Source organism: Micromonospora sp. LOL_025 (genome assembly GCF_048060285.1).
Taxonomy (GTDB): domain Bacteria; phylum Actinomycetota; class Actinomycetes; order Mycobacteriales; family Micromonosporaceae; genus Micromonospora.
In genome coordinates this window covers 95302-120040 of sequence record NZ_JBHMIR010000017.1, presented here as the reverse complement: position 1 = coordinate 120040, position 24739 = coordinate 95302, and the positions used below count along the sequence as shown (strand labels likewise).

24 protein-coding genes are annotated in these 24739 nt (G+C 72.1%); 12 read left to right on the top strand and 12 right to left on the bottom strand.

The window, feature by feature from the left end:
• Positions 1 to 16 precede the first annotated feature (16 nt).
• A complete protein-coding gene (locus tag ACFHW0_RS20885; RefSeq protein WP_416610040.1) occupies positions 17 to 892 on the top strand; it encodes a TauD/TfdA dioxygenase family protein in 876 nt (291 codons plus the stop codon).
• Positions 893 to 961: 69 nt separating this feature from the next.
• Here ACFHW0_RS20885 and ACFHW0_RS20880 read toward each other — a convergent pair whose 3' ends face one another.
• Complete coding sequence (locus ACFHW0_RS20880) at positions 962 to 2017, bottom strand: NAD(P)/FAD-dependent oxidoreductase (RefSeq protein WP_416610038.1); 1056 nt, start codon at positions 2015 to 2017, stop codon at positions 962 to 964.
• Positions 2018 to 2287: 270 nt separating this feature from the next.
• Between ACFHW0_RS20880 and ACFHW0_RS20875 the strand changes: the two genes are divergently transcribed.
• Genes ACFHW0_RS20875 through ACFHW0_RS20850 form a run of 6 tightly spaced genes read left to right on the top strand, consistent with a single transcriptional unit; the run spans position 2288 to position 7390 of the window.
• The gene (locus ACFHW0_RS20875) at positions 2288 to 2929 is read left to right on the top strand and encodes a hypothetical protein (protein ID WP_121401313.1); all 642 of its coding nucleotides are present in this window, start codon (positions 2288 to 2290) and stop codon (positions 2927 to 2929) included.
• A complete protein-coding gene (locus ACFHW0_RS20870; RefSeq protein ID WP_416610036.1) occupies positions 2926 to 3945 on the top strand; it encodes a transglutaminase domain-containing protein in 1020 nt (339 codons plus the stop codon). The genes ACFHW0_RS20875 and ACFHW0_RS20870 overlap by 4 nt, the downstream gene beginning before the upstream one ends.
• Complete coding sequence (locus ACFHW0_RS20865) at positions 3942 to 4214, top strand: acyl carrier protein (RefSeq protein WP_416610034.1); 273 nt, start codon at positions 3942 to 3944, stop codon at positions 4212 to 4214. The genes ACFHW0_RS20870 and ACFHW0_RS20865 overlap by 4 nt, the downstream gene beginning before the upstream one ends.
• A gap of 2 nt (positions 4215 to 4216) precedes the next feature.
• Positions 4217 to 4468, top strand: coding sequence for an acyl carrier protein (locus ACFHW0_RS20860; RefSeq protein WP_416610032.1), 252 nt, complete (start codon positions 4217 to 4219; stop codon positions 4466 to 4468).
• Entirely contained in the window at positions 4465 to 6018 is a 1554-nt protein-coding gene (locus tag ACFHW0_RS20855; protein ID WP_416610030.1) for a long-chain-fatty-acid--CoA ligase, read from the top strand. Before ACFHW0_RS20860 ends, ACFHW0_RS20855 begins: the two co-directional genes overlap by 4 nt.
• A gap of 58 nt (positions 6019 to 6076) precedes the next feature.
• On the top strand, positions 6077 to 7390 hold the full coding sequence (locus tag ACFHW0_RS20850; RefSeq protein ID WP_416610028.1) for an SDR family oxidoreductase: 1314 nt from the start codon (positions 6077 to 6079) through the stop codon (positions 7388 to 7390).
• A gap of 59 nt (positions 7391 to 7449) precedes the next feature.
• On the opposite strand, the gene ACFHW0_RS20845 is transcribed toward ACFHW0_RS20850, so the two are convergent.
• Positions 7450 to 8391: a LysR family transcriptional regulator gene (locus ACFHW0_RS20845; protein WP_416610026.1), complete on the bottom strand. Its 942-nt coding sequence runs from the start codon at positions 8389 to 8391 to the stop codon at positions 7450 to 7452.
• A 1056-nt stretch (positions 8392 to 9447) separates the two neighbouring features.
• On the opposite strand from ACFHW0_RS20845, the gene ACFHW0_RS20840 reads away from it, so the two are divergent.
• Entirely contained in the window at positions 9448 to 10599 is a 1152-nt protein-coding gene (locus ACFHW0_RS20840; RefSeq protein WP_416610024.1) for a SagB/ThcOx family dehydrogenase, read from the top strand.
• Positions 10600 to 10735: 136 nt separating this feature from the next.
• Positions 10736 to 12010, top strand: a complete 1275-nt coding sequence (locus ACFHW0_RS20835) for an MFS transporter (protein WP_416610022.1) — start codon at positions 10736 to 10738, stop codon at positions 12008 to 12010.
• 77 nt (positions 12011 to 12087) lie between these two features.
• Here the strand turns inward: ACFHW0_RS20835 and ACFHW0_RS20830 are convergent, their stop codons facing one another.
• The 4 genes from ACFHW0_RS20830 to ACFHW0_RS20815 form a co-directional block, all read right to left on the bottom strand.
• Entirely contained in the window at positions 12088 to 14202 is a 2115-nt protein-coding gene (locus ACFHW0_RS20830; RefSeq protein ID WP_416610020.1) for a cellulase family glycosylhydrolase, read from the bottom strand.
• Between the two features lie 192 nt (positions 14203 to 14394).
• Positions 14395 to 14901, bottom strand: a complete 507-nt coding sequence (locus ACFHW0_RS20825) for a hypothetical protein (RefSeq protein WP_416610019.1) — start codon at positions 14899 to 14901, stop codon at positions 14395 to 14397.
• 115 nt (positions 14902 to 15016) lie between these two features.
• Positions 15017 to 16438: an FAD-dependent oxidoreductase gene (locus tag ACFHW0_RS20820; RefSeq protein ID WP_416610017.1), complete on the bottom strand. Its 1422-nt coding sequence runs from the start codon at positions 16436 to 16438 to the stop codon at positions 15017 to 15019.
• Between the two features lie 75 nt (positions 16439 to 16513).
• Positions 16514 to 17011 carry a GNAT family N-acetyltransferase gene (locus tag ACFHW0_RS20815; protein WP_416610015.1) on the bottom strand — a complete coding sequence of 166 codons (498 nt, stop codon included), beginning with the start codon at positions 17009 to 17011 and terminating at the stop codon, positions 16514 to 16516.
• A 185-nt stretch (positions 17012 to 17196) separates the two neighbouring features.
• Between ACFHW0_RS20815 and ACFHW0_RS20810 the strand changes: the two genes are divergently transcribed.
• The gene (locus tag ACFHW0_RS20810) at positions 17197 to 17574 is read left to right on the top strand and encodes an ArsR/SmtB family transcription factor (protein WP_416610013.1); all 378 of its coding nucleotides are present in this window, start codon (positions 17197 to 17199) and stop codon (positions 17572 to 17574) included.
• 134 nt (positions 17575 to 17708) lie between these two features.
• Here ACFHW0_RS20810 and ACFHW0_RS20805 read toward each other — a convergent pair whose 3' ends face one another.
• From ACFHW0_RS20805 to ACFHW0_RS20785, 5 genes are all read right to left on the bottom strand, one after another.
• A complete protein-coding gene (locus ACFHW0_RS20805; protein ID WP_416610011.1) occupies positions 17709 to 18176 on the bottom strand; it encodes an SRPBCC family protein in 468 nt (155 codons plus the stop codon).
• A gap of 59 nt (positions 18177 to 18235) precedes the next feature.
• Positions 18236 to 19438, bottom strand: coding sequence for a hypothetical protein (locus ACFHW0_RS20800; RefSeq protein WP_416610010.1), 1203 nt, complete (start codon positions 19436 to 19438; stop codon positions 18236 to 18238).
• Positions 19439 to 19543: 105 nt separating this feature from the next.
• A complete protein-coding gene (katG, locus tag ACFHW0_RS20795) occupies positions 19544 to 21820 on the bottom strand; it encodes a catalase/peroxidase HPI (RefSeq protein ID WP_416610008.1) in 2277 nt (758 codons plus the stop codon).
• A gap of 23 nt (positions 21821 to 21843) precedes the next feature.
• Positions 21844 to 22272, bottom strand: a complete 429-nt coding sequence (locus ACFHW0_RS20790) for a Fur family transcriptional regulator (RefSeq protein WP_121401296.1) — start codon at positions 22270 to 22272, stop codon at positions 21844 to 21846.
• Between the two features lie 32 nt (positions 22273 to 22304).
• Positions 22305 to 22715: a helix-turn-helix domain-containing protein gene (locus ACFHW0_RS20785; protein WP_416610006.1), complete on the bottom strand. Its 411-nt coding sequence runs from the start codon at positions 22713 to 22715 to the stop codon at positions 22305 to 22307.
• A 71-nt stretch (positions 22716 to 22786) separates the two neighbouring features.
• Between ACFHW0_RS20785 and ACFHW0_RS20780 the strand changes: the two genes are divergently transcribed.
• Positions 22787 to 22954, top strand: a complete 168-nt coding sequence (locus ACFHW0_RS20780; RefSeq protein ID WP_416610004.1) for a DUF6244 family protein — start codon at positions 22787 to 22789, stop codon at positions 22952 to 22954.
• Positions 22929 to 23324 (top strand): hypothetical protein, encoded by a 396-nt coding sequence (locus tag ACFHW0_RS20775; protein WP_416610002.1) that lies wholly within the window; start codon positions 22929 to 22931, stop codon positions 23322 to 23324. Before ACFHW0_RS20780 ends, ACFHW0_RS20775 begins: the two co-directional genes overlap by 26 nt.
• 251 nt (positions 23325 to 23575) lie before the next feature.
• Here ACFHW0_RS20775 and ACFHW0_RS20770 read toward each other — a convergent pair whose 3' ends face one another.
• Positions 23576 to 24310, bottom strand: coding sequence for a VOC family protein (locus tag ACFHW0_RS20770; protein WP_416610000.1), 735 nt, complete (start codon positions 24308 to 24310; stop codon positions 23576 to 23578).
• Positions 24311 to 24739 lie beyond the last annotated feature (429 nt).

Genomic DNA, 24739 nt, shown 5'->3' with positions numbered 1-24739 from the left:
ATCCAGGAGGGAACGAATGGAAGAGCACGTCCTTGCCGCCGTCGAGCGGGCGACGACCCGCCCGCCGGAGCGCTACGACACCATCACCGTCCGACCGATCTCTCCGGTCATCGGCGCGGAGGTCTCCGGCCTCGACCTCGCCACCGAACTGCCGGAGGAGCAGCTGGCCGAGGTCAGGCGCGCCTTCCTCGCCCACCACGTGCTGGTCTTCCGCGACCAGGTGCTCACCGCCGAGGACCACAAGCGCTTCGCCGGCCACTTCGGCGAGCTGCGCCGCCAGCCCCTCGCCGACCTCGACGGCGGCGATCCCGCCGTGCTCGAGATCAGCGCCGGCCGGGAGTCGCGGTTCGTGGCCGGCGAGGACTGGCACACCGACGGCACGGCCGAGGCCGAGCCGTCGCTGGGCTCGATGCTCTACGTCACCAGGACGCCGGAGATCGGCGTCGGCGGCGACACCCTCTGGGCGAACATGCACCTGGCGTACGAGATGCTCTCCCCGCCGATGCGGGCCTTCCTCGACGGGCTGACGGCGATCCACGACGGCCTGATCCCGTGGCAGGGCCACACCCCGCCGCCGGAGTACGTCGTGCCGAAGAGCGAGCACCCCGTCGTCGTACGGCACCCGGAGACCGGCCGCAAGCTGCTCTTCGTCAACGCCGGCTTCACCTCGCACATCGTGCAGCTGTCCCGCCACGAGAGCCGGGCGGTGCTGGACATGCTCTTCGGCTGGGTCGCCCAGCAGCCGATCCTGAGCTGCCGGGTCCGCTGGACGCCGAACACGCTGGTGTTCTGGGACAACCGCTGCACCCAGCACCACGCCGTGTGGGACTACTACCCGCACTCCCGCTACGGCCAGCGGGTGACCGTCAACGGCAGCCGGCCGGTGGGATAGCCGGTCTCGGGCCGACGCCGGCCGGTGGACGTGGCGGCCGGTGGACGTGGCGGCCGGTGAGTTCGGCGGTCAGGCGCGCACGATCTGCTCGGTGTAGGCCCAGTCGTCGTCGAGGGCGGCGTCGCGTTCGTCGGTCAGGCCGGTCAGGTCCGCGCCCGCGACGCGGCCGGCGCCCGCGATCCGGTCCCGCAGGAGGCGGGCCGTGACCACGGCGGCCCGGGTGCCCTGGGCGGTGACCGGGTCCAGGTGGTAGCCGGCGTCGCCGACCAGGCACCAGCCCGGCCCGCTCATCGGCCGGCGCAGCATGCGCATCCGGCCCGCGCCGCCGATCGACGTGGTCCGGCGGCCGACGGCGACGGCCGGACCGAGCAGCGGGTCGTCGCGCACCATCCGCTCGAACGAGCGCGCGGGGTGCCGGCCGGTCTCGTCGATCAGGCTCTGGTGCAGGTCGAGCGCGACGCACCACTGCTTGTCGCCGCAGGGCGTCGAGATGAGGACGCTGCGATCCTGCAACGAGAAGTAGGAGCGGTCGGTGGGCAGGGGCAGGTTCTCGTAGTAGGCCAGCAGCGCGAACCACGGTGACTCGACGACCCGGTAGGCGGTCGCCCCCACGCGTTCCGCGTTGCGCGACAGCCGGCCGTCCGCCAGCACCAGCAGGTCACAGGTGACCTCGCTGTCGACGGAACCGTGCCGGACGGTCACGCCGCGTACCCTGCCCGCGTCGACGGTGCGGTCCCGCACCCGGGCCGGGCGCCGCACGGTGACGTTGCCCCGGCCGCACGCCGCGGCCAGCAGCGCCGGGTCCAGCACCTCGCGCGGCACGCTCATCCGGTACGAGTACGCGTCCTCGCGCGGGTAGACCCGCTCGACCACGTCCTCGCCGATGCGCTGGGTGTCGCCGTAGGTGCGCGGGGCGCCGCAGGCCAGGACCGTGTCCAGCAGGCCGAGCTCGGCCCAGGCGAGGTTGCCGGACCGGTCCCAGGTGGACTGCTGCGGCCAGAACGCGGTGGGCCGCGAGGCGTCGAGGACGAGGACCCGCTCCGCGTACGGCGCGAGCGCCCACGCGGTGCACGCTCCGGCGATCCGGCCGCCGACGACGACGACCTCCCAGTGGCCGGTGATCACGCCGGCACCGACCCGGCACGGTGCTGCTCCGGCGGGCTCCCGAGGTCGTCACGCGACACGACTCAGTCTCGCATCCGGACCCGAGCCGGGGAAGGGAGCAGCCCGCCGGGGGACGCGTCCTCGCCGGCGGCGGGCCCGACGTCGCGCGGGGGCCCCGCAGCCGCCGCAACTGTGGAAACCGTCGAAGGGATCTTCTTATTACTGGCCGATTACCCAAGACCATTAAATTCACCCAGGTCAGCGGGCTCCCGTCTGGACGTGGGGTGAAATATGAACAGTCGAACGATCGCGCGCCCGGAGCCCAGGCTTGAGGTCCGGGACCTCGGGTGGCGACAGCTGTGGGCGGGCGCCCGGCTGCTCGCCCAGGCGTACGAGAACGGCGCCATCTGGGCCGCCGCCGGCTCGCTCCCCCGGTGGCAGCGCAGGTCCGCGCTGACCGCGCTGTACCTGGCCGAGCTGGTGATCGCCCAGCTGATGAGCTCGGGCATCACCCTCGCCGCGTACCGTGCCGACCGGCTCGACGGGATCCTCGTCCTCTACGGCGACGAACGCACCACGCCGTGGTGGGGGTGGGCGCTGCGCTCGGTGGCGTGCCTGCTGGCCGGACCGCGGGCCGTGACGGAGGCGGTCCGGATCTCCAACGCGCTCGACCGGATGCGCCCCAGCAGCCCGCACGTGTGGTTCGCGGTGCTCGGCCGGCGGGTCGACTCGGTCGGTGTCGGCTACGTCCTCATGCGCGCCGGCCAGAAGCGGGCCGAGGCCCTCGGCCTGCCGGGCTACCTGGAGACCTCGGCCGGCCCGGAGCAGGTGCAGATCAACGAGATGCTCGGCTGGACCTCCGTGGACGAGTACGTGCTGAGCACCGGAAGCGTCATCAAGACCATGTGGCGCGACAACCCGGCGCGGTCATGACGGCGGCCGGACTGTGCCGGGGGCTGGACACGCTCTACGCGGTCCCGCCGGAGCACCGGCTCGACGACGTCGACCGCGCCTCGGCGAGACAGGTCCTCGGCTGCGACGACCACACGCTCTCGGTGTTGCTCGACCGCGGGCTGCCGGCCAGCGGTGACCCGGGCGAGGAGCGGTTCGACTCGCGCGACCTGTTCAACCTGGCGCTGTACTCCGGCACCGGCACGACGGTGCCGGAGCAGGCCTTCGCCTACTCGCTGCGGTGGATGCGCTCGTCGACCGAGGAGCTGCTCGCGCCCCGCGCCTCCCGCTTCGCGCTGCGGATCGCGTGTGCCGCCGACGCGTGCGGCCCGCGGCCGAACAGCACGCTGGCCCTGCCGCGCCCCGAACGCTGCGGCGGCGCCGTGCGCGACCTGACGGTCGAGGACGCCGACGGCGTCGCCGCGCCCAGCGGCGACCCCGGCGACACCGTCACCCGTACGGCGTCGCAGCTCGCCGTCACCGCCACCGTCCACACCCGCGGCGAGCTGGCCGAGCTGCGCTCCCCGGAGCTGCGCGCGATCGCCGCCGAGTTCGCCGCCATGGACCTGCGCTGGGTCAAGCTGCCCGAGGCCCTCCAGAACGACGTCGGCCTGGTGACCACGCACGGCGTGGCGAGCTGCGACTCGGCGAGCCGGTACCTGGCTCAGCTCTGCCGCCGGGCCGGCATCCCGGCGGTCACCCGGATCGGCTGGGTGGTCGGCATGCTCGACCTGGTCCACGCCTGGGTCGAGGTCGAGGACGCCGACGGGGCGACCAAGGTCATCGACCCGGTCTTCGCGCTGTTCTCCGCCACCGTGCGCGACACCAACCCGCTGCTGCGCGATCCGGCCGTCGCACTGCGCACCAACCGACTCATCCCGACCGGCCTGTCCACCGGACGGGCCGTGGCCGAACACCGGTGCGCCGACGAACCGACGGCGGCCCGGCTCACCACGAAGATCCTCCCCGCACCGACACGCCCCCAGGAGGGGTCATGAGTACGACCGAGACGGTTCCGGAGTTCCTCACCACGTTCCTGCGCGCCAGATGTCCGGACATCGACTCGGTCGGGCTCGACGACGACCTCGTGGACACGGGCGTCCTGAACTCGATGCACTTCGTCGAGCTGCTCTACCTGATCGAGGCGGAGCTGGGCACGGAGATCTCCCTCGACGAGGTCAGCACGGACGACTTCCGCACCATCTCCCGGATCACGCGACGTTTCTTCACCCCGGGGCAGGACCCCGGCGCGACACCCAAGGAGTAGCAATGTTGGAGACCCGCGTCCGCGAGGTGGTCGCCTCGGTGTTCGGTGTCGCCCCGGACGAGCTGCCCGAGCAGCTTGATCCGGACACCGTCCCGGGCTGGACCTCGCTGCGCCAGATCCAGCTCATGATGGCGCTCGAGAACGCGTTCGGCATCGAGATCGACCCGAACCTGCTGCCGGCCCTCGCGTCCGGCCCGGCGATCGTGCAATACCTCGAGGAGACGCTGGCGGTCCCGGACGGGACGGGCCGATGACGGCGTACCACCCGCAGTTGCGCACGGCGCACGACGTCGTCGCCTTCCACGCCGGGCAGCGGCCCGACCACCCGGCCGTGCACTGCGAGGACCGTTCGGTCAGCTACGCGCAGCTGCACCGGTCGAGCAACCGGACGGCGCACGCCCTGCGGCGCGCCGGGGTCACGGCCGGGCACCGCGTCGCCTACCTGGGCAAGGAGTCCGAGCACTACTACGACGTCCTGTTCGCCTGCGCCAAGACCGGCACCGTGCTGGTCCCCATCAACTGGCGGCTGCGCGCCGGCGAGATCCGCCACATCATGCGCGACTCCGGCAGCACGGTCCTCTTCTGCGACGAGGACCTCCTCGACACCGTCGACACGCTGCGGCCGGACCTGCCCGAGCTGCGCGAGGTCGTGCCGCTGGCCGGCTTCACCGACTGGCAGGCCGACGACGACGGCGACCTGGACCCGTCCTGGCCCGAGGAGCAGCCCCTGGCCCAGGTGTACACCAGCGGCACGACGGGCAACCCCAAGGGTGTCGTGCTGGCCCACCGCAGCTTCTTCGCGGTGCGGGACGCGCTCGCCTCCGAGGGCCTGGACTGGATCGACTGGCGGCCGGACGACGTGAGCCTGATCGGCATCCCGGGGTTCCACATCGGCGGGCTCTGGTGGTCGATCCAGGGATTCAGTGCCGGCATCACCAACGTGTCGGTCCGGGTGTTCGCCGGGCACGAGGCGGTCCGCCTCATCCGGCGGCACGGCGTCACCACGGCGTGCGTCGTGCCGGCCCAGCTGCAGATGATGCTGGCGCCGCCCCGGCCGAAGCGGGAGGACTTCGTCTCGCTGCGCAAGATCGTCTACGGCGGGTCGCCGATCTCCGAGGCGTTGCTCGGCCGCAGCATCGAGATGTTCGACTGCGAGTTCGCGCAGATCTACGGCCTGTCCGAGAGCGGCAACACCGCCGTCTGCCTGCCGCCGTCGGAGCACGTCGTCGGCGGGCCACGCATGCAGGCGGCCGGTCGGCCGTACCCGGGCTTCGGCGTGAAGATCATCGACGGTACGGGCCGGGTGCTGCCGCCGAACGAGGTCGGCGAGATCTGCCTGTCGACCCCGGCCCGGATGATCGAGTACCGGGGCCTGCCCGAGGCCACGGCCGCGACCCTGGTCGACGGCTGGCTGCACACCGGCGACGCCGGCTACCTGGACGACGAGGGCTTCCTGTTCGTCCGCGACCGGATCAAGGACACGATCATCGTGGCCGGCGAGAACGTCTACCCGGCGGAGATCGAGAACGCGGTCTGCGCGTACCCGGGCGTGGTCGAGGCCGCCGCCGTCGCCGTGCCGCACGAGCACTGGGGCGAGGTCGTGCACTGCTTCGTGGTGACCCACCCCGACCAGCCCGCGACCGCCCGCGATCTCACCCCGTTCCTGCGGGGACGGATCGCCGACTTCAAGATCCCGGCGAGCTTCGAGTTCGTCGACCAGCTGCCCCGCAACCCCAGCGGAAAGCTCCTCCGGCGGGAGCTGCGCGAGAGGTTCTGGCAGCACCTCGACCGGCGCGTGGCCTGAGCGCCGGCGCGGTCCCCATCCGGCCACCAACACCCACCCTTCGTGCAAAGGCGGATCCATGCACATTTTCCTGCGACACAACAGCGACCGGATCGCGCTGTCGACAGGCAGCCCCAACCGGCTCTCGCTCGGCTACTCCGAGGACCCGCGAGCGGTGGCGAGCCGGCTCCCCCGACGCGGTGCCGACGAGCCGAAGAACGTGCTCCTGCTGGGCGCGAACGGATACGTCGGCATGCACATGCTGCGTGAGCTCCTCGGCGACGCCCGGGTGGCGACGGTCTACGCCCTGGTGCGCCGCAAGGGCGACAAGTCCGGCGAGGACCGCATCGCGCGGCAGCTCCGCAAGTACAAGATGGAGCTGCCCGACACCGGGAAGCTGTCGGTCCTGGAGGGCAGCTACCTGGAGCCGGCGATGGGGCTCGACCCCGCCGCCCACGACGAGCTGCTCGCCGAGGTCGACGTGGTCATCGACGCCGCGGGGGCGACGACCCACGACTACCCCTACTCCCGGTACCGCCAGGAGAAGGTCCTGCCGACGCTCCGGCTCGCCGAGTTCTGCCTGCAGAAGCGGTTCAAGACGCTGCACGTCATCGGCTCGGTCGGCAGCGAGGTCTACCAGCAACGGCGCGACTTCTACCGCAACAGCTTCTTCTACACCGGCTACAGCAGGATGAAGTGGGTCGTCAAGCACCTCAGCCTGCGGGCGAACCGCGACGGCGTGCCCATCCACATCTACCAGGCGCCGTTCGCGTTGGGCGGCGCGCCCACCGGGTTCAAGGACCCCGGTATGGAGTACTCGTTCTGGAACATGATCTCGCACATGCTCCAGCTGGGCCTGATCTGGGACTCGGAGGTCACCAGCCCGATCGTCGCCGGCGACGTGCTGGCCCGGTCGGTCGTGGACAACGCGTTGTCGGACGCGCCGCGGCCGATCAGCTACCCGGTGACCCCGGCGACCACCCGCGAGATCGCCGAGCGGTTCGACCTGAAGCTGGTGTCGTGGCAGGAGTTCCGGCGCGAACTGATGCGGCAGCACCGGTTCCGGCCGGGTCAGATCGACTGGTCGAAGCCGATCACCAGCATCAAGCGCGGCCGGCAGCAGTCCAAGTTCGTACGCTCGCTGTTCCCGCGGTCGTTCCACACGCTGCTGAGCAACATCCACCACGCCGCCGCCAACCCGACGACCGTGCGGCTCGACACCGACCTGCCGCCGATCGACGTCCTGGTCAACAACGCCAGGCGGATCCGCAAGCTCGGCAAGTACCTGCCCGAGGAGACGGTGGCTCCCGTCGCCGTCGCCGCGTCGGTCCCCGCTCCGGCACCCGCCGGCGAGCCGGCCCCCGGCGAGCCGGTGACCGTCGGGGCCGTCTGAGCCCTCTTCTCGCCCGACCGCGCCCCGGCTGCCCCGGCACCCGTCCAGGTCAGCCGGGGTCAGGCGGGCAGGCGGGCCCAGCCCGGCGCCCATGCCCCGGCCACGGATGCCCTCCGCGCCGACATCAGGTGCCGGCGAAGGGCGGTGAGGCTGGGGTGCCGGTTGCCCGCGCGGCGTACGAACGAGTGCGGGTAGACCGGCGTCGGGCCGTGCAGCGGGATGCGGCGCAGGTCGTGGGTGGCGGGCCAGACGTACCGGTCGCCGGCGCCCACGAGGGTCCCCAGGTCGGCGGAGTCGGCGATCGCGTCGAGCAGCGCCTCCGTGCCGAAGTTCGGGCCGATCGCGTCGATCCTCAGGTCGAAGGCTTCGGTGAGCTCGTCGTAGTAGGCGGCCCACTCGGTGCCCCGCCGGATGCCCGGGATCCAGATGCGGTGCCCGGCCAGGCCGGCCGGGGTCAGCGACCGGGCGGCGGCGAGCGGATGGGACGGCCCGACGAGCATTTGCAGCGGGTCGTCCAGGGCCCGTTCGACCAGGATTCCGTCGGGTAGCTCGCGCACCGGTACGGGCACGGCCCGGAAGGTCGCGTCGATCTCCCCGGCGCGGACCGCCTCGATGGCCGTCGCGGCGTTGGCGTCCGACAGCGTGACGACGTCCAACTCGATCGCCGGGTGCGCCCGGTAGAAGCCCTGCAGTGCCACGGCCGGGGCGATGCGGCGGTTCAGGACGTCCACGCGCAGCGCGCGTTCGCCCGGCCGGACCGAGGCGGCAGCCCGTTCGGCCGCCCGGAGCAGTTCGCGGGAGTGCGGAAGGAACGCCTGCCCGTCGAGGGTGAGCCGGGCGCCGCGGGCGGTACGGGCGAAGAGGGTGACGCCGAGGTCGCGTTCGAGATTGGCGACGCGCTTGGAGACGGCCTGCTGCGTGATCCGCAGGTCGACGGCGGCTTCCTGGAACTGTCCGGCGTCGGCGACGGCGACGAAGGTGCGCACGGCCTCGATGTCCACGCCCGGATCGTACGACCGCACAAACGCCGGTTGTGGCTCGCCGGTACGTCCCTTGTTGGACGCCAGCTCACCCGCCCTGGTCGAATCCCTGCCGTCAACGATCGGTTGTGACGGGGAGGATCAGCATCGGACGGCGGCGGTTGGGACGGTCGTTCGGGTGGTTGTGGTCGGCTGACCGCGCTGTGGGGCGCTCTCGCCGCGCTCGCCGGGGTACGCGCCGCGATCGGCGTCGCCGGCGTGCTGCTCCTGGCCACCCCGTTCCTGCTCCCACGCGCCGGCACGAGGACGCCGGTCGGCGAACCCGCGCAGCCGACCGTGAGCGCTGCGGCGTGACCGGTGCCGGCAGGGCGCACCGGCGGCCGTTCGACCGTTCGACCGTTCGACCGTTCGACCGTTCAAGGCTTTGACGAATCCGAATGCGTTGCCCCCGTTACGGAGTCGCCGCCGCACGCAGGAACGGGAATGACCAAAGGCCCGCCGAACTGTACACCGATCGGCACACGAATGACCCACCCGCGACCCATCGAGGGAGAATTCCGCCCCGCCGATCGGTCGCTGCCGACCCTGGAGGTCGCCTCGCATCTCCATTGATTCTCGCTGTAAGACGGTGGCAGAGCGACCGCCGACCCCTTGGCAGGAGGTCGACGCATTCGCTACCTTCTCTATTGCCGCAAGCGGGAACGGAGAAGGGGGGTTGTCGTGCCGGTGCGCCGCTCGGAGAATGTTTCCGAATTTCTCTTTCGGGGCCTCCGAAAGCTGCCGCAGTCGACTTTCCTGCCTCCTCCGCCCGGCCGATCCGCATCCTGACTGCGTTTCCGCGGCACTGAGGTTCCCCCGAACGCCCGTCTCGGAAGTAGCGGAGACGGTCCCGTCCAGGGGTGCACCGAGTCCATCGCGCCCGAGAGGAGGTACACACCATGGCCTTCGACATCGTGATCGTCGAGACGAACGAAGTTGTGCTGAACCACGGGGCCGTCTGACGCGCCCGGTGCCGGACCCGCATGCGGGTCCGGCACCATTCCGTCTGTCGTGCTTCGTCGTCGAAAGGGCATCGGAATGCGGGTACGTCGCCGCGACCAGCTCGTGTGCCGCTGGGACAGCGACGCGCTGATGGTCGCCCTGCCCGGTCAACGCCGGTGGCTGCGGGTCACTCCCGACCTGCTGAACCTGTTGCAGCGGCTGGACGACTTCACCGGCATCGACGAGATCGCCGCCCAGTTCCCAGGCGAGGCCGCCGACGCCGCCACCCGGGCGGTCCACAAGCTCCGCGACGCCGGCATCCTCGTCGCCGACACCGACGACGCCTGCACCCCGCCCGTCTGGCAGCACTGGGGGCCCATCGCGTCCCGCATGCACACCGAGGCGCGCGATGCCAACTACCTCGTGGACTCGCCGCAACGCGACGCCACCGCCGCGCAGATCGCGGCCGACGGTGCGCCTCCGGCGCCGTTCAAGCGGTATCCGGACGCCCCGGCCGTGCACCTTCCCCGCCGCACCCTGCCGCTGCGTACGCCCGTCGAGGAGGTCTTCGCCGCCCGGCGCACCCACCGCGCGTTCGCCGGCACCCCGGTCGGCATCGACGCGCTCGCCACCGTGCTGTCCTGCACCTTCGCGCCCCAGCGGTTCCTCGACGGCGGCGCGTTCGGCCCGCAGCAGGGACGCATCAGCGCCTCCGCCGGTGGCCGGCACGAGGTCGAGTGCTACGTGGCCGTCTACGACGTCACCGGCGTCCCGGCCGGCCTCTACCACTACGCGCCCGAGGTGCACCGCCTGGAACTCCTCGACGCCACCGTCGACCGCGAGCGCATCGCCGCCCTGGCCTACGAGCAGGAACCCTCCTACCAGGGGGCCTTCACCTGCCTCACCACCACCGTCGCCGCCCGCCTGTCCTGGAAGTACCGGCACCCCCGGGCCTACCGGCTGTGGATGTTCGACGCCGGCCACTACGGTCAGACCTTCGCGCTGACCTGCACCGCGCTCGGCCTGGCGCCGTTCCAGACCGTGGCGTTCCACGACAGCGGCGTGGAGGCGATGCTCGGCGTGGATCCCGACCACGAGTTCGCCACCTACCTGCTCTCCGCCGGCAATCCCGCGCCCGATGACGGCACCCGCCGCACCGGGCCGGGGTATCCACCGCCGGCGCGCCTGGCCGCCAGCGCCCACCGGTCACCGGCCGACCCGGCCACCGGCCGGGAACAGCTCGGATGAGCCCGACCGGCCGCACCGGCGTCCCCACCGCGGCGTCCGGCACCGCCAGCCGCGGGGTCCCGCCCGGCCGCGCCACCAACCCGGCGACCCTCGTCGGCGCGCCGGCCACCGGCCACCGCCGGACGCTCCGCACGCCATGAGCGCACCCGCCAGCCCCGCCACCGCCGCCGCGCAGAAGCTGAGTCAGCATCCGCGGTTCCTGCGGGTGTGGGCCAGCCAGTCTGCCGGGGCCGTCGCCGACCAGATCCTGCCGGTCGCGTTCGCGCTGTACGCCGTACAACTCGGGGCCGGTGCCGGCACCATCGCCGTCATCCTCGCCGGGCGGGCGATCGCCCTGGTGGTCTGCCTGCTCGCCGGCGGCATCCTCGCCGACCGAGTCTCCCGGCCCCGGATCCTGTTCACCGCCGACCTGATGCGCACCGCCATCGTCCTCGGCACGCTGCTCGCCCTCGACGACCTGCCCCTGGCCGCGCTCGGCATCGTCACCGCGCTCTCCGGTGTGGCCGAGTCCCTGTCCCGGCCGGCCATGCGGTCGTTGATCCCGGCGCTGCTCCCCGCCGGCCTGCTGGAGCGCGGCAACGCCATGGTCTCCGCCGTGCAGCGCTCCGCGACCCTCCTCGGGGCGCTCGCCGGCGCCGCGATCGTCACCGCCATCGGCATCCACGCCGCGCTGGGCCTGGCGGCCCTGCTGTTCGCGACCGGCGCCCTCGCGGTGCTGGGCGTGCGCGACGTCGCCGCCGACAACCGGGCCCGGACCAGCATCCTGGCCGACGCCGCGGCCGGCATCGCCACCGTCCGGCGTCGCCCCTGGGTCGCCGCCGTCATGGCTGCCGTCGCGGTCCAACTCTTCGCCGGCACCGCGCCCAGCCTGACGCTGCTGCCGCTGATCGCCGCGGACCGCCTCGGCGGCGAACTCGCCTACGGGCTCGTCCTCGCGGCTGCCGCCGCCGGTGCCCTCCCGGCCATCGCGCTGGCCGGCCGGTGGCGGCCCCGGCGGCCCGGCACGGTCAGCATGCTCGCCCTCACCACCTACGCCGCCCTGCCCGCCAGCCTCGCCTTCGCGCTGCCGCTGCCGGTCACGGCGCTCTGCTTCGCCCTCGGCGGGTTCGTCGTGGAGATCTACTTCATTTCCTGGCTCTCCGCCCTGCAACGCGAGATCCCCGCCGAGGTGCTCGGCAAGACCCTCGCCCTGGACCAGCTCAGCGCCTTCGCCCTGCTGCCGGTCGGTTACGCCCTCACCGGGCCGGCGGTCGCGGCGTTCGGGATCCAGCCCACCCTCGTCGCGGCGGCCGTCCTGACCGCCGCGGCCAGCGCCGTCACGCTGCTGGTCCCCGGCGTCAGCACCTTCAGCGACCCCGGCCGCGCCCACGCCACCGACGCGACGGCGGGCGGCGCGGACCGCGGCGGATGATCCCGTCGGGTACGCGCGACGGGCCGTGACCGGCTGGCGGTCACGGCCCGTCGCGCGCGGTGGACACCGCCGCCGGGTCAGCCCACCCGGGCGGCGCCGGCGGTGACGCCCGTGACGCCGCTGCCCGACTTCGTGACGTGGTAGGTGACGGTCGTGCCGCTCCAGAAGTGGAAGGTGAGCGTCACCCGGGCGCCGTCGTCGACCTCCGCGAGGAACGCCTCCGTCAACGTGATGCGGTTGCCGGTGTAGTCGGGGGCGAAGGCCACGTCGAACTCCTTGAACGGCGTCCAGTCGTGCGGGCCGGCGTTGCTGCCGTCGGCGTACCTCGCCTCCATGGTGGCGAGCTGGTCACCACGGAACTGGGTCGGCACGGCGAACGAGGTGGTGTTCCCGGTCGCGCTCGACAGCACCGGCGGGTCGTAGGTGATCACGTTGACCCGCCACGGCACCCCGGCGGAGAACCGCGCGTGCAGGGTGGCGTTCACGCCGTACGCCCGGTTGCCGACCAGCCGGGTCAGCGCGGTCGCGGTGAGCGTGAGCTGGTTGCCCGACACGGTGTAGTCGGTGCCCCGAACGAGGGCGGTGCCGCCCTGGTACAGCCCCTGGAAGGTGGTGCCGTTCGGGTTCAGGGTCAGCGACCTGGCCGTGATCGAGCCGGTACGCGGCACGTACACCTGGTCGGACGAGGCGGTTCCGGACCGGCCGGTCCAGCTCGACCTGATCTGCGCGAACAGCTCCGGGTCCTTCCACCGGAAGCCGAGCCGGTCGAAGTGCTGCCCGTTGTCCCAGAGCTGGGTGGTGATCTGCCTGGTCTTCGCGTACCAGCCGAGGAACTCGAAGAACTTCAGCTTCTCGCCCTGCTGGATCGTGCCGGTGTGCCGGTCGAAGCCGAGCAGACCGTACTCGCCGATGACCACCGGGATGCCCTTGGCGACGAAGGCGCTGTGCACCCGGTCGAAGGCGTCGGTCAGGTCCTTCTGGGTGGTGGCGTCGAACCGGGTGCCCCCGGCGACGTTCACGCTGAACGGCCAGTAGCCGTAGAAGTGCACGGTGGCGATGAGGTTGCGGTCGCCCAGCTGGGTGAAGGTGCTCGTCAGCTCGTCGATGCGGGGCTGCTCCGACGAGGTGTGCAGGGTCGGCAGCACGAGCATCCGGGTGGCGTTGTTGCCGCCGGAGGCCCGCACGATCCGGTGGAACGACGTGTTCAGCTCGTGCAGCAGCTGGGCGTTCTGGGCGTCCCCGGAGCTGTTGGCGAACTGCGGCTCGTTGACGCTCTCGAAGTGCAGCTTCGGCGAGGCGTCCCGGAACGCGGTCGCGATCTGGGTCCAGAGTGCGTTGTAGCGGTTGAGGACGGTGGTGCGGTTGGCCGGCATCTCGTTGATCCACTGCCACGAGTCGTGGTGAATGTTGATCATCACGTAGAAGCCGTCGTCCAGGGCCCAGCCGACGACCTCCTTGATCCGGTTCAGCCACGCCGGGTCGATGGCGTACGCCGGCGCCGGGCCGTGGTGGTTGCTCCAGGTGACCGGGATCCGGATGCTGTTGAAGCCCTGCGCCCGGATGGCGTCCAACTGCGCCTGGGTGACCCGCGGGTTGCCCCAGGCCGTCTCGTCGCTGCCGACCGCGTCGAACGTGTTGCCGAGGTTCCAGCCCGGCTGCATCGCGGCCACGTAGGCCAGCGGGTCGCCGACCGGCGGCGGGGTGGTGGGTGGTGGAGTGGTCGGCGGGGCGGTGGTCGGCGGCGCGGTGGTGGGGCCGACGCCGCCGGTGCAGGTGACGCCGTTGAGGGCGAACGACGTGGGGGCGGTGTTGGCACCCGACCACGAGCCGTTGAAGCCGAAGGACACCGTGGCGTTGGTGCCGATCGCGGCGTTGTAGCCGACGTCGGTCGCGGTGGCGTCGGCGCCGAGGGAGGTGACGTTGGCGTTCCACGCCGAGGTCACCCGCTGCCCGGAGGGGAACGTCCAGGTCAGCCGCCAACCGTCGACCGGGTCACCGAGGTTGGTCACGGCCACGTTCGCGGTGAAGCCACCGGGCCACTGGTTGGCCGAGTACGCCACCCGGCAGCCGGCCGCCGCGTGCGCGCTCACCGCGAACGTCAGACCGAGACTCACCAACAGCAGGGTGAGGGCGCTGGTGAACAGGCTCAGCCGCCATCGGGTTCTTCTCGTCGTGCCTCGGATCTCGGCCATGACGCTCCTCGCCTGGGGGTACCGCTGGGACGGGCTCGCGGCAGGCGCCACCACGAACGCGGCCGCACCCGATCGCGAACCGCAGATTAAGTTTGGATTCCAAACTTTGTCAATCGGCGTATCTCTATCTGGGCGAGGGTGCGGGGAAGCGGCGCGGGACGGCCGGAGGTTCGACCGCCCCCGCGCCGCGCCTCACTGGTTGCGGCGATACACCTCGATGTACGCCGCGGCGCGGTACTGCTGCCTCACGTCCTGGGCCAGCACACCGATCCACAGCGGACCGGTGCCGGTCTTCGAGCTGACCGTCGTGTGCGCCTGGTCCAGGGCGCCGGTGGGCAGGAACGCCGGCTGCTCCACCACCGCCGAGTGGTACGCGTCCGTGCCTCCCAGCCACCAGACCAGCACGTCCTTGGCCGCGACGTGGCGCGCGTTGTCGATCCGCCCGAGGGCCTGGTACTCGTCGGCCAGCACCTGCGGCAGGAAGCCGCCCCACACGGTGTACCTGTGCGCGCCGAAGGTGCCCAGCGAGTAGCCGTGGCAGAAGAACCTCTGGTCACCGGTGACGGTGGGCCCCGCCCGCCACGCCTCCACGCGGGTGCCGAGATCGGTCCGTACGGACAGGTTCATCCCGCTGACGTTGTTCGCCAGCGCGGGCTGGTGGAGGATCTGGTCGCCACTGGTCAGGTCGAACGGCTGCATGGGACTCCTCGGACGCACGTGCGGCGGATGTGAGCAGGGTTCGACCCTCGGTCATCCGGTCACGTACGGCAAGCGCGCGGTCACCAACCCGACCGCGCGGGAGTGGTGTCGGGCGTCAGCCGGCGCAGCAGCCACCGGTCTGACCGCCGGCGGGCGAGGCATCGAGAGTCGTCAGGTGCAGCGGCGTGGACAGCAGGCCCCCGGAGAGGCCGGTGGCGAGACCACGACCGGCCGGCTCGGCGCCGGCGGGAGCGGGACCGCAGCAGCCGTCGCCGTCGACGGGCTCGGTGGGGTTGCCGTTGCACACCCCGGTCTCGGGCAGCTCGAGCTGGACGTCGCGGGCGGCCTCCCAGTCCCCGGCGAGGGCGGCGACGACGGAGCGGACCTGCTCGTAGCCGGTGGCCATGAGGAACGTCGGCGCCCGACCGTAGCTCTTCATGCCGACGGCGTAGTAGCCGGTCTCCGGGTGGGACAGCTCGTCGACCCCGTGCGGGGGCACGGTGCCGCAGGAGTGCTCGTTCGGGTCGATCAGCGGGGCCAGGGCCCGGGTGGCGCCCATCACCGGGTCCAGGTCCAGTCGCAGCTCGGCGGCGATCGAGTGGTCGGGCCGGAAGCCGGTCGCCGCGACGATCCGGTCGACCGTGATCGACTCCTCGCCGCCGTCGGCGTGCCGGACGACCACCGCGACGCGACCCCCGGTCGGGGCGAGCGCGTGCACGGAGAAGCCGGTGAGCAGCCGGATCCGGCCGGCGTCGACGTGCCCGCGCAGCCGGGAGCCGAGGGCGCCGCGCGCCGGGAGGGCGTCGGCGGCCCCGCCGCCGTAGTTGCGGGTGGGGCTGGCCGAGCGGATCGCCCAGGTGACCGTGGTGCCGGGCTCGGCGCCCGCCAGCTCCGCCAGGGACAGCAGCGTGTTCGCGGCGGAGTGACCGGCGCCCACGACGAGGGTGTGCCGGCCGGCGAACCGGGTCCGGTCCGCGCCGAGGACGTCCGGCAACGCGTGCTCCAGGAAGGCGGCGACGTCGGCCTCACCACGGGCGGGCAGGCCGCAGGCGCCGAGGACGTTCGGGGTGGACCAGGTGCCGGAGGCGTCGATGACCGCACGCGCGAGGAGCTCCTCGCCGTCGGCGAGGCGGATCAGGAATGGCGTCCGCTCGCGGCCGGCGGTGCGCAGCCGGTCCAGGCCGCGGCGGCTGATTGCCTTGACCCGGGCGCCGTGGCGCAGGTGCGGCTTGAGGCCCGGCAGGTCCGCCAGGGGCTGGAGGTAGTCGCTGACCAGTTCGGCGCCGGTGGGCAGGGCCTCCGGGTCGGGGGCGACCCAGCCGGCGTCGTCCAGGAGTCGGCGGGCGGCGGGGTCGACGTTGTACCGCCACGGGGAGAACACGCGCACGTGGCCCCACTGCCGTACCGCCGAGCCCGGGGTGTCGCCGGCCTCCAGGACGGTGAAGGCGATGCCGCGCTCGTGCAGGTGCGCGGCGGCGGCCAGGCCCACCGGTCCGGCGCCGATCACCACGACGGGCAGGTCGCTCAGGTTCTTCATCAGGCAACTCCCACTGTGTAGACACTTGTCGAATCAAAAGGGCTGAGGGCGGCCCCGTCACCGGGGCGGGACCGGTCAGGTGATGACGGGACTGCGCCGCTCGAGCAGGACGACGTCGCGCCACCGGCCCCGGTGGCGACCCACCCGCTCGCGGACGCCGACGACGCGGAAGCCGGCCCGCCGGTGCAGGCCGAGGCTGGCGGTGTTCTCCGGGAAGACACCGGACTGGATGGTCCAGATGCCGGCCGCCTCCGTGGACGCGACGAGCGTGTCCAGCAGGAGCCGGGCCACGCCACGCCCCCGCGCGCCGGGGTCGACGTAGACGGAGTGCTCCACCACGCCGGCGTAGACGGCGCGGGTCGAGGTCGGCGAGACGGCGACCCAGCCGACCACGGTGCCGCCGTCGTCGACGGCCACGAAGCGGTGCTCGGGCAGCCTGGCCGCGTCGAAGGCGGCCCAGGTCGGCGCGCTCGTCTCGAAGCTGGCCTCACCGTCGTCCAGGCCGGCCTGGTAGATCGCCAGCACCCGCTCGGCGTCGTACGGACGCATCGGGCGGACGGTGGTGTCGGCCATCAGCAGGCTCCGCGCGGACCGCAAGCGGCGACGGCCGGGTCGTCACCGGGCCCACCGACCCTCGCCCGACCCGCCGTCGGCCATCGATCCTCGCCCACCATGACGTCCCCCTCTCACGAACCCTACCTAGACGTTCGTCTAAGCAGACGGTTGCACGTTGATTAGAAGGATGTCAACCTAGAGGAATGTCGAAGCAAGCGGCGCCGCTCGCCCTCCTGGATCTCACCGCCGACGTGGCCTGCTGCCCTTCCCTCGCGCAGCGCCGCGTGCCGGCCGAGACGGCCGCGGCGCTCGCTCCCGCGTTCAAGGCGCTCGGGGATCCGGTGCGGTTGCAGCTGATGTCGATGATCGCCTCGGCGGAGGGCGGCGAGGCGTGCGTCTGCGACCTCACCCCCGCCTTCGACCTCACCGGGCCGACGATCTCGCACCACCTGAAGACGCTGCGCGAGGCGGGCCTGGTGGACGCCGAACGGCGCGGGACCTGGGTCTACTACCGCGCCCGCCCGGCCATCCTGCGCCGGCTCGCCGCGCTGCTCACCATCGAGCCGGCCCCCGCCCCGTAGACCACGGCTGCTGTTCCCGTCCGGCGGCATCGGGAGGCTCCCGGGTCCGGTCACCCACCGTCGGGCGCCTCGGCTCAGGTCGATGACCGGCCGGGTCAGGATCTCGCCGGCGGCCGGGCCGGGGCCGATCCGCGTCAGCCGGCCGCTTCGACGTACGCCGCCAGGTTGGCCAGCGAGGAGGCGATGCCGGCCTCGTGGTCCGCCTGGCCGATGCCGGGTGGCACGTCCGTGGCGGTGACGGTCACCTCGGTTCCCGCGCCGGTGGCGGCGAGGTGCCAGGTCATCGTCATGGTGCCGGCGTACGAGGGGTCGTCGGCCTCGAACACCGCCCGCTGCACCACGCGCTCGGGTGGCACCAGGGCGGCGAACCCGACGTCGACGACATCCGTCGCATCCGACGTCTTGCCGGGGCTGTCGGCGGCGTCGAGGTAGGTCAGGACCATCCGGAACCCGCCACCGGGGCGCGGATCCCACCGCTCGACCCGCCCGCGCATGCCGTCCGGCGGCAGCCATGCCTCGAGCGACTCCCGGTCGAGCAGGGCGCCGTAGACGGTCGCCGGTGGTGCCGCGATCACCCGGCTGGCGCGGTCGGTCCTTCGCATGACCCGATCCTAGGACCGGGGCTCCGGCAGGCCCGTCCTCATCGCCCGCGGCGGTGGGATCAGCTCGGTTTCGAGCCGGTCACCGTGGGGTTGCGGGCGCCGAGGAAGAAGATGCCGGGGTAGCCGCGCGTCTCGAAGCCGTCGCTCGGGTTGCGGCGCAGGGTGGAGTCCTCGATCCGCATGGTGCCGGTGCGGTCGTTGCTGACGAAGAAGACGGCCCCGCCGCCCTCGTTCGCCCTGTTGCCCTCGACGATCGTGCCGGCGATCCGGACGGTGAACTGGTTGCCGTCGCAGTAGATCGCCCCGCCGCTGCCGCCGCCCGGCGTGCCGGCCCTGGCCGGGTTGGCCCCGGTGCCGACCGCCCGGTTGTCGCGCAGCACGCTGTTGAGCACCACCCAGCTGACGCCGATGCTGCTCAACGCGCCGCCGTTGGCGCAGACGCCGCCGTCGAACGTGCTGCCCACGACGTACACCGGCTTGTTCTCGTACTGGCTGAGTACCCGGATGGCCGCGCCGCCCAGGTCGGGGCCGGTCCGGTCGCAGCGGTTGCGGACGAAGCGCGAGTTGACCACCTTGAACCGGCCGCCCCGGACGAAGATGGCCCCGCCGCCGCCACCCTCGGCCCGCTCGCCGGTGGAGTTGCCGTCGGCGAAGGTCAGGTTCTGCACGGTGAGCTGCGGGTGGTCCTGGTTCTGGCAGTGCGAGGTGGTCCAGCCCTGCGCGCCGTCGCAGGTGTTCATGTAGAGGATCCGCCGCCGTCCCGCACCGCTGAGGGTGACCTTGCCGCCGCCGTCCAGCACGACCCTGGGCCCGTTGGCGTTGCGGACCTTGGCCGTCGCCGTCATCTTGATCGTCACCGGTTCCGACCCGCAGTCGAACGTGATGACGCCGCCGGCCGCGACCGCCTTGACCACCGCGGCCGAGGTGCAGCTGGCAGCGGTACCGCTGCCGATCGTCCGGGTCGGCTTCAACGTGTCGACGGCGCGCGCCTCGGCCGGCACGTCCGCGCCGCCGTTCGGGTTGCCGGCCTTCGGCACCCCGGCCTTCGTCGAGGGCTTCGGGCTGGCACTCGCCCCGGGCCCGCCGAGGCCGGAACGGGCCGCCGGGGCCCCGCGGCCGGGCGTCCCGACCCCGCCGGCCGACGTCGACGCGGCGACCGGGGCCGGCGGTGGGTCGCCGTCGGGGGCGGAGTCTCCGCAGGCGGGCAGGCCCGCCCCGGCGACAGTCAGGACGAGCAGGGCAGCAAGCGACTTCACACGCACCCCGTGATGCTAGGAGCCACCGGACCGGTGAGCGAATCCGCCGCACGGGCGGACGAGCCCCCGGTCGACCGACCAGCGATCGACCGGGGCTCGTCCGGAGTCGCGTCAGGCGAGGTCGAACCGGTCGAGTTCCATGACCTTGGTCCAGGCCGAGACGAAGTCGGCGACGAACTTCTCGCGCGCGTCCTGACTGGCGTAGACCTCGGCGAGGGCCCGCAGCTGGGAGTTGGAGCCGAAGATGAGGTCGACCGCGGTGGCGGTCCACTTCACCTCGTCGGTGGCCAGGTCCCGGATCTCGTACACGTGCTCGTCGGACTCCGACGCCTTCCACCGGGTGCCCGGGGAGAGCAGGTTGGTGAAGAAGTCGTTGGTGAGCACGCCGGGCCGGTCGGTGAGGACGCCGTGCCGCGCACCGCCGACGTTCGCCTCGAGGGAGCGCAGGCCGCCGACGAGGACGGTCATCTCGGGCGCGGTCAGGTTGAGCATGTAGGCGCGGTCGAGGAGCAGCACCTCCGGCTGGGTCTTCTCGCCGGGACGTAGGTAGTTGCGGAACCCGTCGGCGCGCGGCTCGAGGACCCGGAAGGACTCGACGTCGGTCTGCTCCTGGGTGGCGTCGGTGCGGCCGGGGTGGAACGGCACGGTCACCTCGACGCCGGCGTCGCGCGCCGCCTTCTCGACGGCGGCCGAGCCGGCCAGCACGATCAAATCCGCGAGCGAGATCTTCGCCCCGCCGGCGGAGTTGAACTCCCGCCGGATGCCCTCCAGGGCCTCCAGGACCGTCGCGAGCTGCTCGGGCTCGTTGACCTCCCAGTTGCGCTGCGGCTCGAGACGGATCCGCGCGCCGTTGGCGCCGCCGCGCTTGTCGGTGGACCGGTAGCTGGCGGCCGAGGCCCAGGCGGTGGAGACCAGCTGGGCGGTCGTGAGGCCGGCCTGGAGGACCTTCGCCTTGAGGGCGGCGACGTCGGCGTCACCCACGAGCTCGTGGTCGACGGCCGGCACCGGGTCCTGCCACAGCTGGGGCTCGGGGACCCACGGCCCGAGGAAGCGGCTGACCGGGCCCATGTCGCGGTGCAGCAGCTTGTACCAGGCCTTGGCGAACGCCAGCGCGAACTCGTCGGGGTGCTCCAGGAAGCGGCGCGAGATCTTCTCGTACGCCGGGTCGACGCGCAGCGACAGGTCGGTGGTGAGCATCGTCGGCTTGTGCTTCTTCGAAGGGTCGTGGGCGTCCGGGATGATCGCCTCGGCGTCCTTGGCGACCCACTGCTTCGCGCCGCCGGGGCTCGTGGTGAGCTCCCACTCGTAGCCGAAGAGGATCTCGAAGAAGCGGTTGCTCCACTGCGTCGGCACGTCGGTCCACGTCACCTCGAGACCGCTGGTGATCGTGTCCCCGCCCTTGCCGCTGCCGTAGGTGCTCAGCCAGCCGAGGCCCTGCGCCTCCAGCGGGGCGGCCTCGGGCTCGGGGCCCACGTGGTCGTCGGCGACGCCGGCGCCGTGGGTCTTGCCGAAGGTGTGGCCGCCGGCGATGAGGGCGACGGTCTCCTCGTCGTTCATCGCCATCCGGGCGAAGGTCTCGCGGATGAAGTGCGCCGCCGCGGCCGGGTCCGCGTTGCCGCGGGGGCCCTCCGGGTTGACGTAGATGAGACCCATCTCGGTCGCCCCGACGCCGGTCGCCATCTCCTTCTCGGAGGCGTAGCGCTCGTCGCCGAGCCAGGTGTCCTCCGGACCCCAGAAGATCTCCTCGGGCTCCCAGACGTCCTCCCGGCCGAAGGCGAAGCCGAAGGTCTTGAAGCCCATCGACTCCAGGGCGACGTTGCCGGCGAGCACGAGCAGGTCGGCCCACGAGATCTTCTGGCCGTACTTCTGCTTGACCGGCCACAGCAGCCGGCGGGCCTTGTCGAGGTTGGCGTTGTCGGGCCAGCTGTTGAGCGGGGCGAACCGCTGCCCGCCGTCGCCGGCGCCGCCGCGGCCGTCCTCGATGCGGTAGGTGCCCGCGGCGTGCCAGCTCATCCGGATCATGAGGCCGCCGTAGTGGCCGAAGTCGGCCGGCCACCAGTCCTGCGAGGTGGTGAGGACCTCGACGATGTCCCGCTTGAGGGCCTCGACGTCGAGCTTGGCGAGCTCCCTGGCGTAGCTGAAGTCCGCCCCCAGCGGGTTGCCCTTGGACGAGTGGGCGTGCAGCACCGACAGGTCGAGCTGGTTGGGCCACCAGTCCCGGTTGGTACGCGGACGGCCTCCGGTCTTCGGCGTCGGCGAGTCGATCGCCGGGTTCTCACTCTCGCTGCCGTGCGCGGTCACGGAGTCGTGCGCGACCGGGCAACCGGCCGCCTCCTTCTTGTCCACGCCCTGCGCGCTGACGGGGCCGTTGTCCTGGGTGTCGCTCATGTGCTTCCTTCCGAACTGGCGGATCACTGAACGGTGCGTTCGGTCGCGCAGTCGGGGCAGGTGCCCCAGTAGACGACCTCCGCCTCGTCGACCGCGAAGCCGCGGTCGTCGGAGGCGGTGAGACAGGGGGCATGGCCGACGGCGCACTCGACGTCGGCGATCGCGCCGCAGGAGCGGCACACGACATGGTGGTGGTTGTCGCCCACCCGGGACTCGTAGCGGGCGGTCGCCCCGGCGGGCTGGATGCGCCGCACCAGACCGGCGTCGGTGAGCGCCCGCAGCACGTCGTACACCGCCTGGTGGGAGACCGTGGGCTGCTCCGCCCGCACCAGGGCGATCACGGTGTCGGTGTCGACGTGCGGATGGTCGCGCAGCGCTCTGAGCACCGCCAACCGGGGCCGCGTCACGCGCAACGAGACCGCCCGCAGCTGGGTCTCGAAGTCGGGCGTCACGTGATGAACATAGTCCAGTATTTTGGAACGGATCAAGTTTTTCCCGGGTTGAACCCGCACACCTCCGACGCGGCCCCCGGCCGCCCGACCGTGGGTTCGAGGTCGCTCACCGACGGCTTCCGGATCGGCTGTCGGACCGCAGCAGCTCGTCCACGCTGTCGCGCAGCGCCCTGCGGTTCGCGTGCCCGGTCTTTGAGCAGCAGACTGGCGACGTGCTTCTCGACCGTACGGGGCGAGAGGTGCAACAGCGAGGCCAGGTCCTGGTTGTCGTGGCCCTTCGCGAGCAGCACGAGCACCTCGTGCTCCCGGGCGGTCACCCCGACGGCGCGCAGCCGGGCCGGGATGCGGTCGTGACCGGAGCGCCGTTGCCCGAGCGATGCGCCGGCCTGACGGAGCAGGCCCCGGCAGGCGCCGGCGATCACCGGCACGTCGACGTTGTGCAAGTGTTCCTCGGCCGTCCGCACAGGTCGATGAGGGCGTACGAGTCGGTGAGGCCGTCAAGGCCGCCGCGAGCGTGCCGCGGCAGGCGACCCCGCAGAAGACCATCGCCGGGCTGACGCCGGTCCAGCAGGGCATCGCCAGCGCCCGCGAGATCACCACCGCGACAATCACGCAGATCGACAACGCACGACAACTCGTCAGCGCGGCCCTGCACGGTGGGCAACCGGGCCCGCTCCTGTAGTCCCTCGACAGCATCAAGCAAGTGTTGGTGCTCCTCGTACAGCGCAGCGGCACCGCCCAGCGGGCTGTCGAAGCGGCGACCAACAGGCTCGGCAGTTGGGATCGTCGGGAAACTGATCGGGGCCCTCGAAGGTTACGTCTTCGACTGCTACTCGCCGGCGGCTCGCACGTCGGTGCGCAACATCTGGAGCCAGGTCCGGGAGAAGGTCGATGACGAGCAGACCCAGCGCGTGATCGTGAACCTCAAAGACTGGAAAGGTGACATGACGGCTCTACGGCGCCAGTTCGACGACTGGCCCATCGACGGGCTGAAGGAACTGGTTGTGGTGAGACCCGACGGTACGATCCGACAGATCATCCGGCAGGATTGAGGAGGGGCAGACATGGCCGTCGAGTTCCGTCTGATCCTGGCCGGTGATCCTCCCGTGCACGAGATCGCCGCTCTGACTGCCACGGACCCCAGCGAGAAACCACAGCCGACGTCCAATCCGCGCCTGTTCACCGCCAGGTGGCGCCGCATGAGTCTTGGGACTGCCGCGTCAAGAGCAGGTGGCGCTGGAGTATCAGGGCGCGTCGCAAGGTCCGGGCTGGTAGCCGCGGTGAGCGGCAGACGAGGTTCGGGTCAGGCTGGGGTGAGCAGGCAGAACTCGTTGCCTTCCGGGTCGGCGAGGACGGTCCACGGGACGTCGTCGTCCAGGTCGACGGCGGTGGCGCCGAGGGTCCGCAGTCTGGCCGCCTCGGTCGCCAGGTCGTCACCCGGGTACGGGCGGACGTCGAGATGGACGCGATTCCACACGGTCTTGACCTCGGGTGTGCGAATGAACCGCAGATATGGGCCGACGCCCCTGGCGGAGCGTAGTACCGCCTTGTGGTCGGTCACCTCGTGCAGGTCCCAGTCCATGGCCTCGCCCCAGAAGCGGGCCATGGCTCGCGGATCCGCGCAGTCGACCACCACCGCGGCGATCGGTCCGGTGTCCCGGTAGAGCGGTCGGGGGTCCAGCACGCAGAACTCGTTGCCCTCCGGGTCGGCCATGACCGTCCACGGCACGTCGCCCTGGCCCACGTCGGCGGGTGTCGCGCCGAGATCCTTGAGACGCGCGACCACCTCCGCCTGATGGGCCGCCGAGGTCGTGGCGAGGTCGACGTGCACGCGGTTCTTCACCGTCTTGGGTTCCGGGGAGACGACGAGGTCGAGGCAGACCGCGACGGGGTCGGGGTAGACGAAGCCCTCGGGTTCGAGGTTGGTCACGCCGGGTCCCTCGCTGGAGACCCCCCAGCCGAGCACCTCCGCCCAGAAACCGCCCAGCGCGGAGTCGTCCCGAGCTTTCATGTTGATCTGAACGAGCCGCGTCGCCACGCCGGCAATGCTAGGGCACCTCCGGTCGGCGGCCATCAACGAGTGGCGGTGCCCGACTTCGACCAGACCCCGGTCGGGCAGCGGCGCGGCCCGGGCACGGGGCCCTCGGCTGCTCACGGTCACCGTCTCCCCCGCCTCCCTGCGCGGGCTGGCCGGGAATACTGACGCACACACCCTCTAAAGCGTCCTAGGACATTGGTTTCAGGGGCCAGAGGAAGCCGACCGTGCCCTTACCGCTCCCCCGCTCTCCTGGCCGGCAAGGTGCGGTCGAGACCGGCGAGAGGCGCTCGTCTCGACCGACCAGACCGAACCGCAGCTCGGGTCGGCGGTGACCGCCCGCCAGGTGGCGCCCCGTGAGACACCTCCGCCCCCGAGGCGGGCCGGTCCCCGCGTTGCCGGTAGCCGCCGGCCGCGCCGGAGTCGGTGACG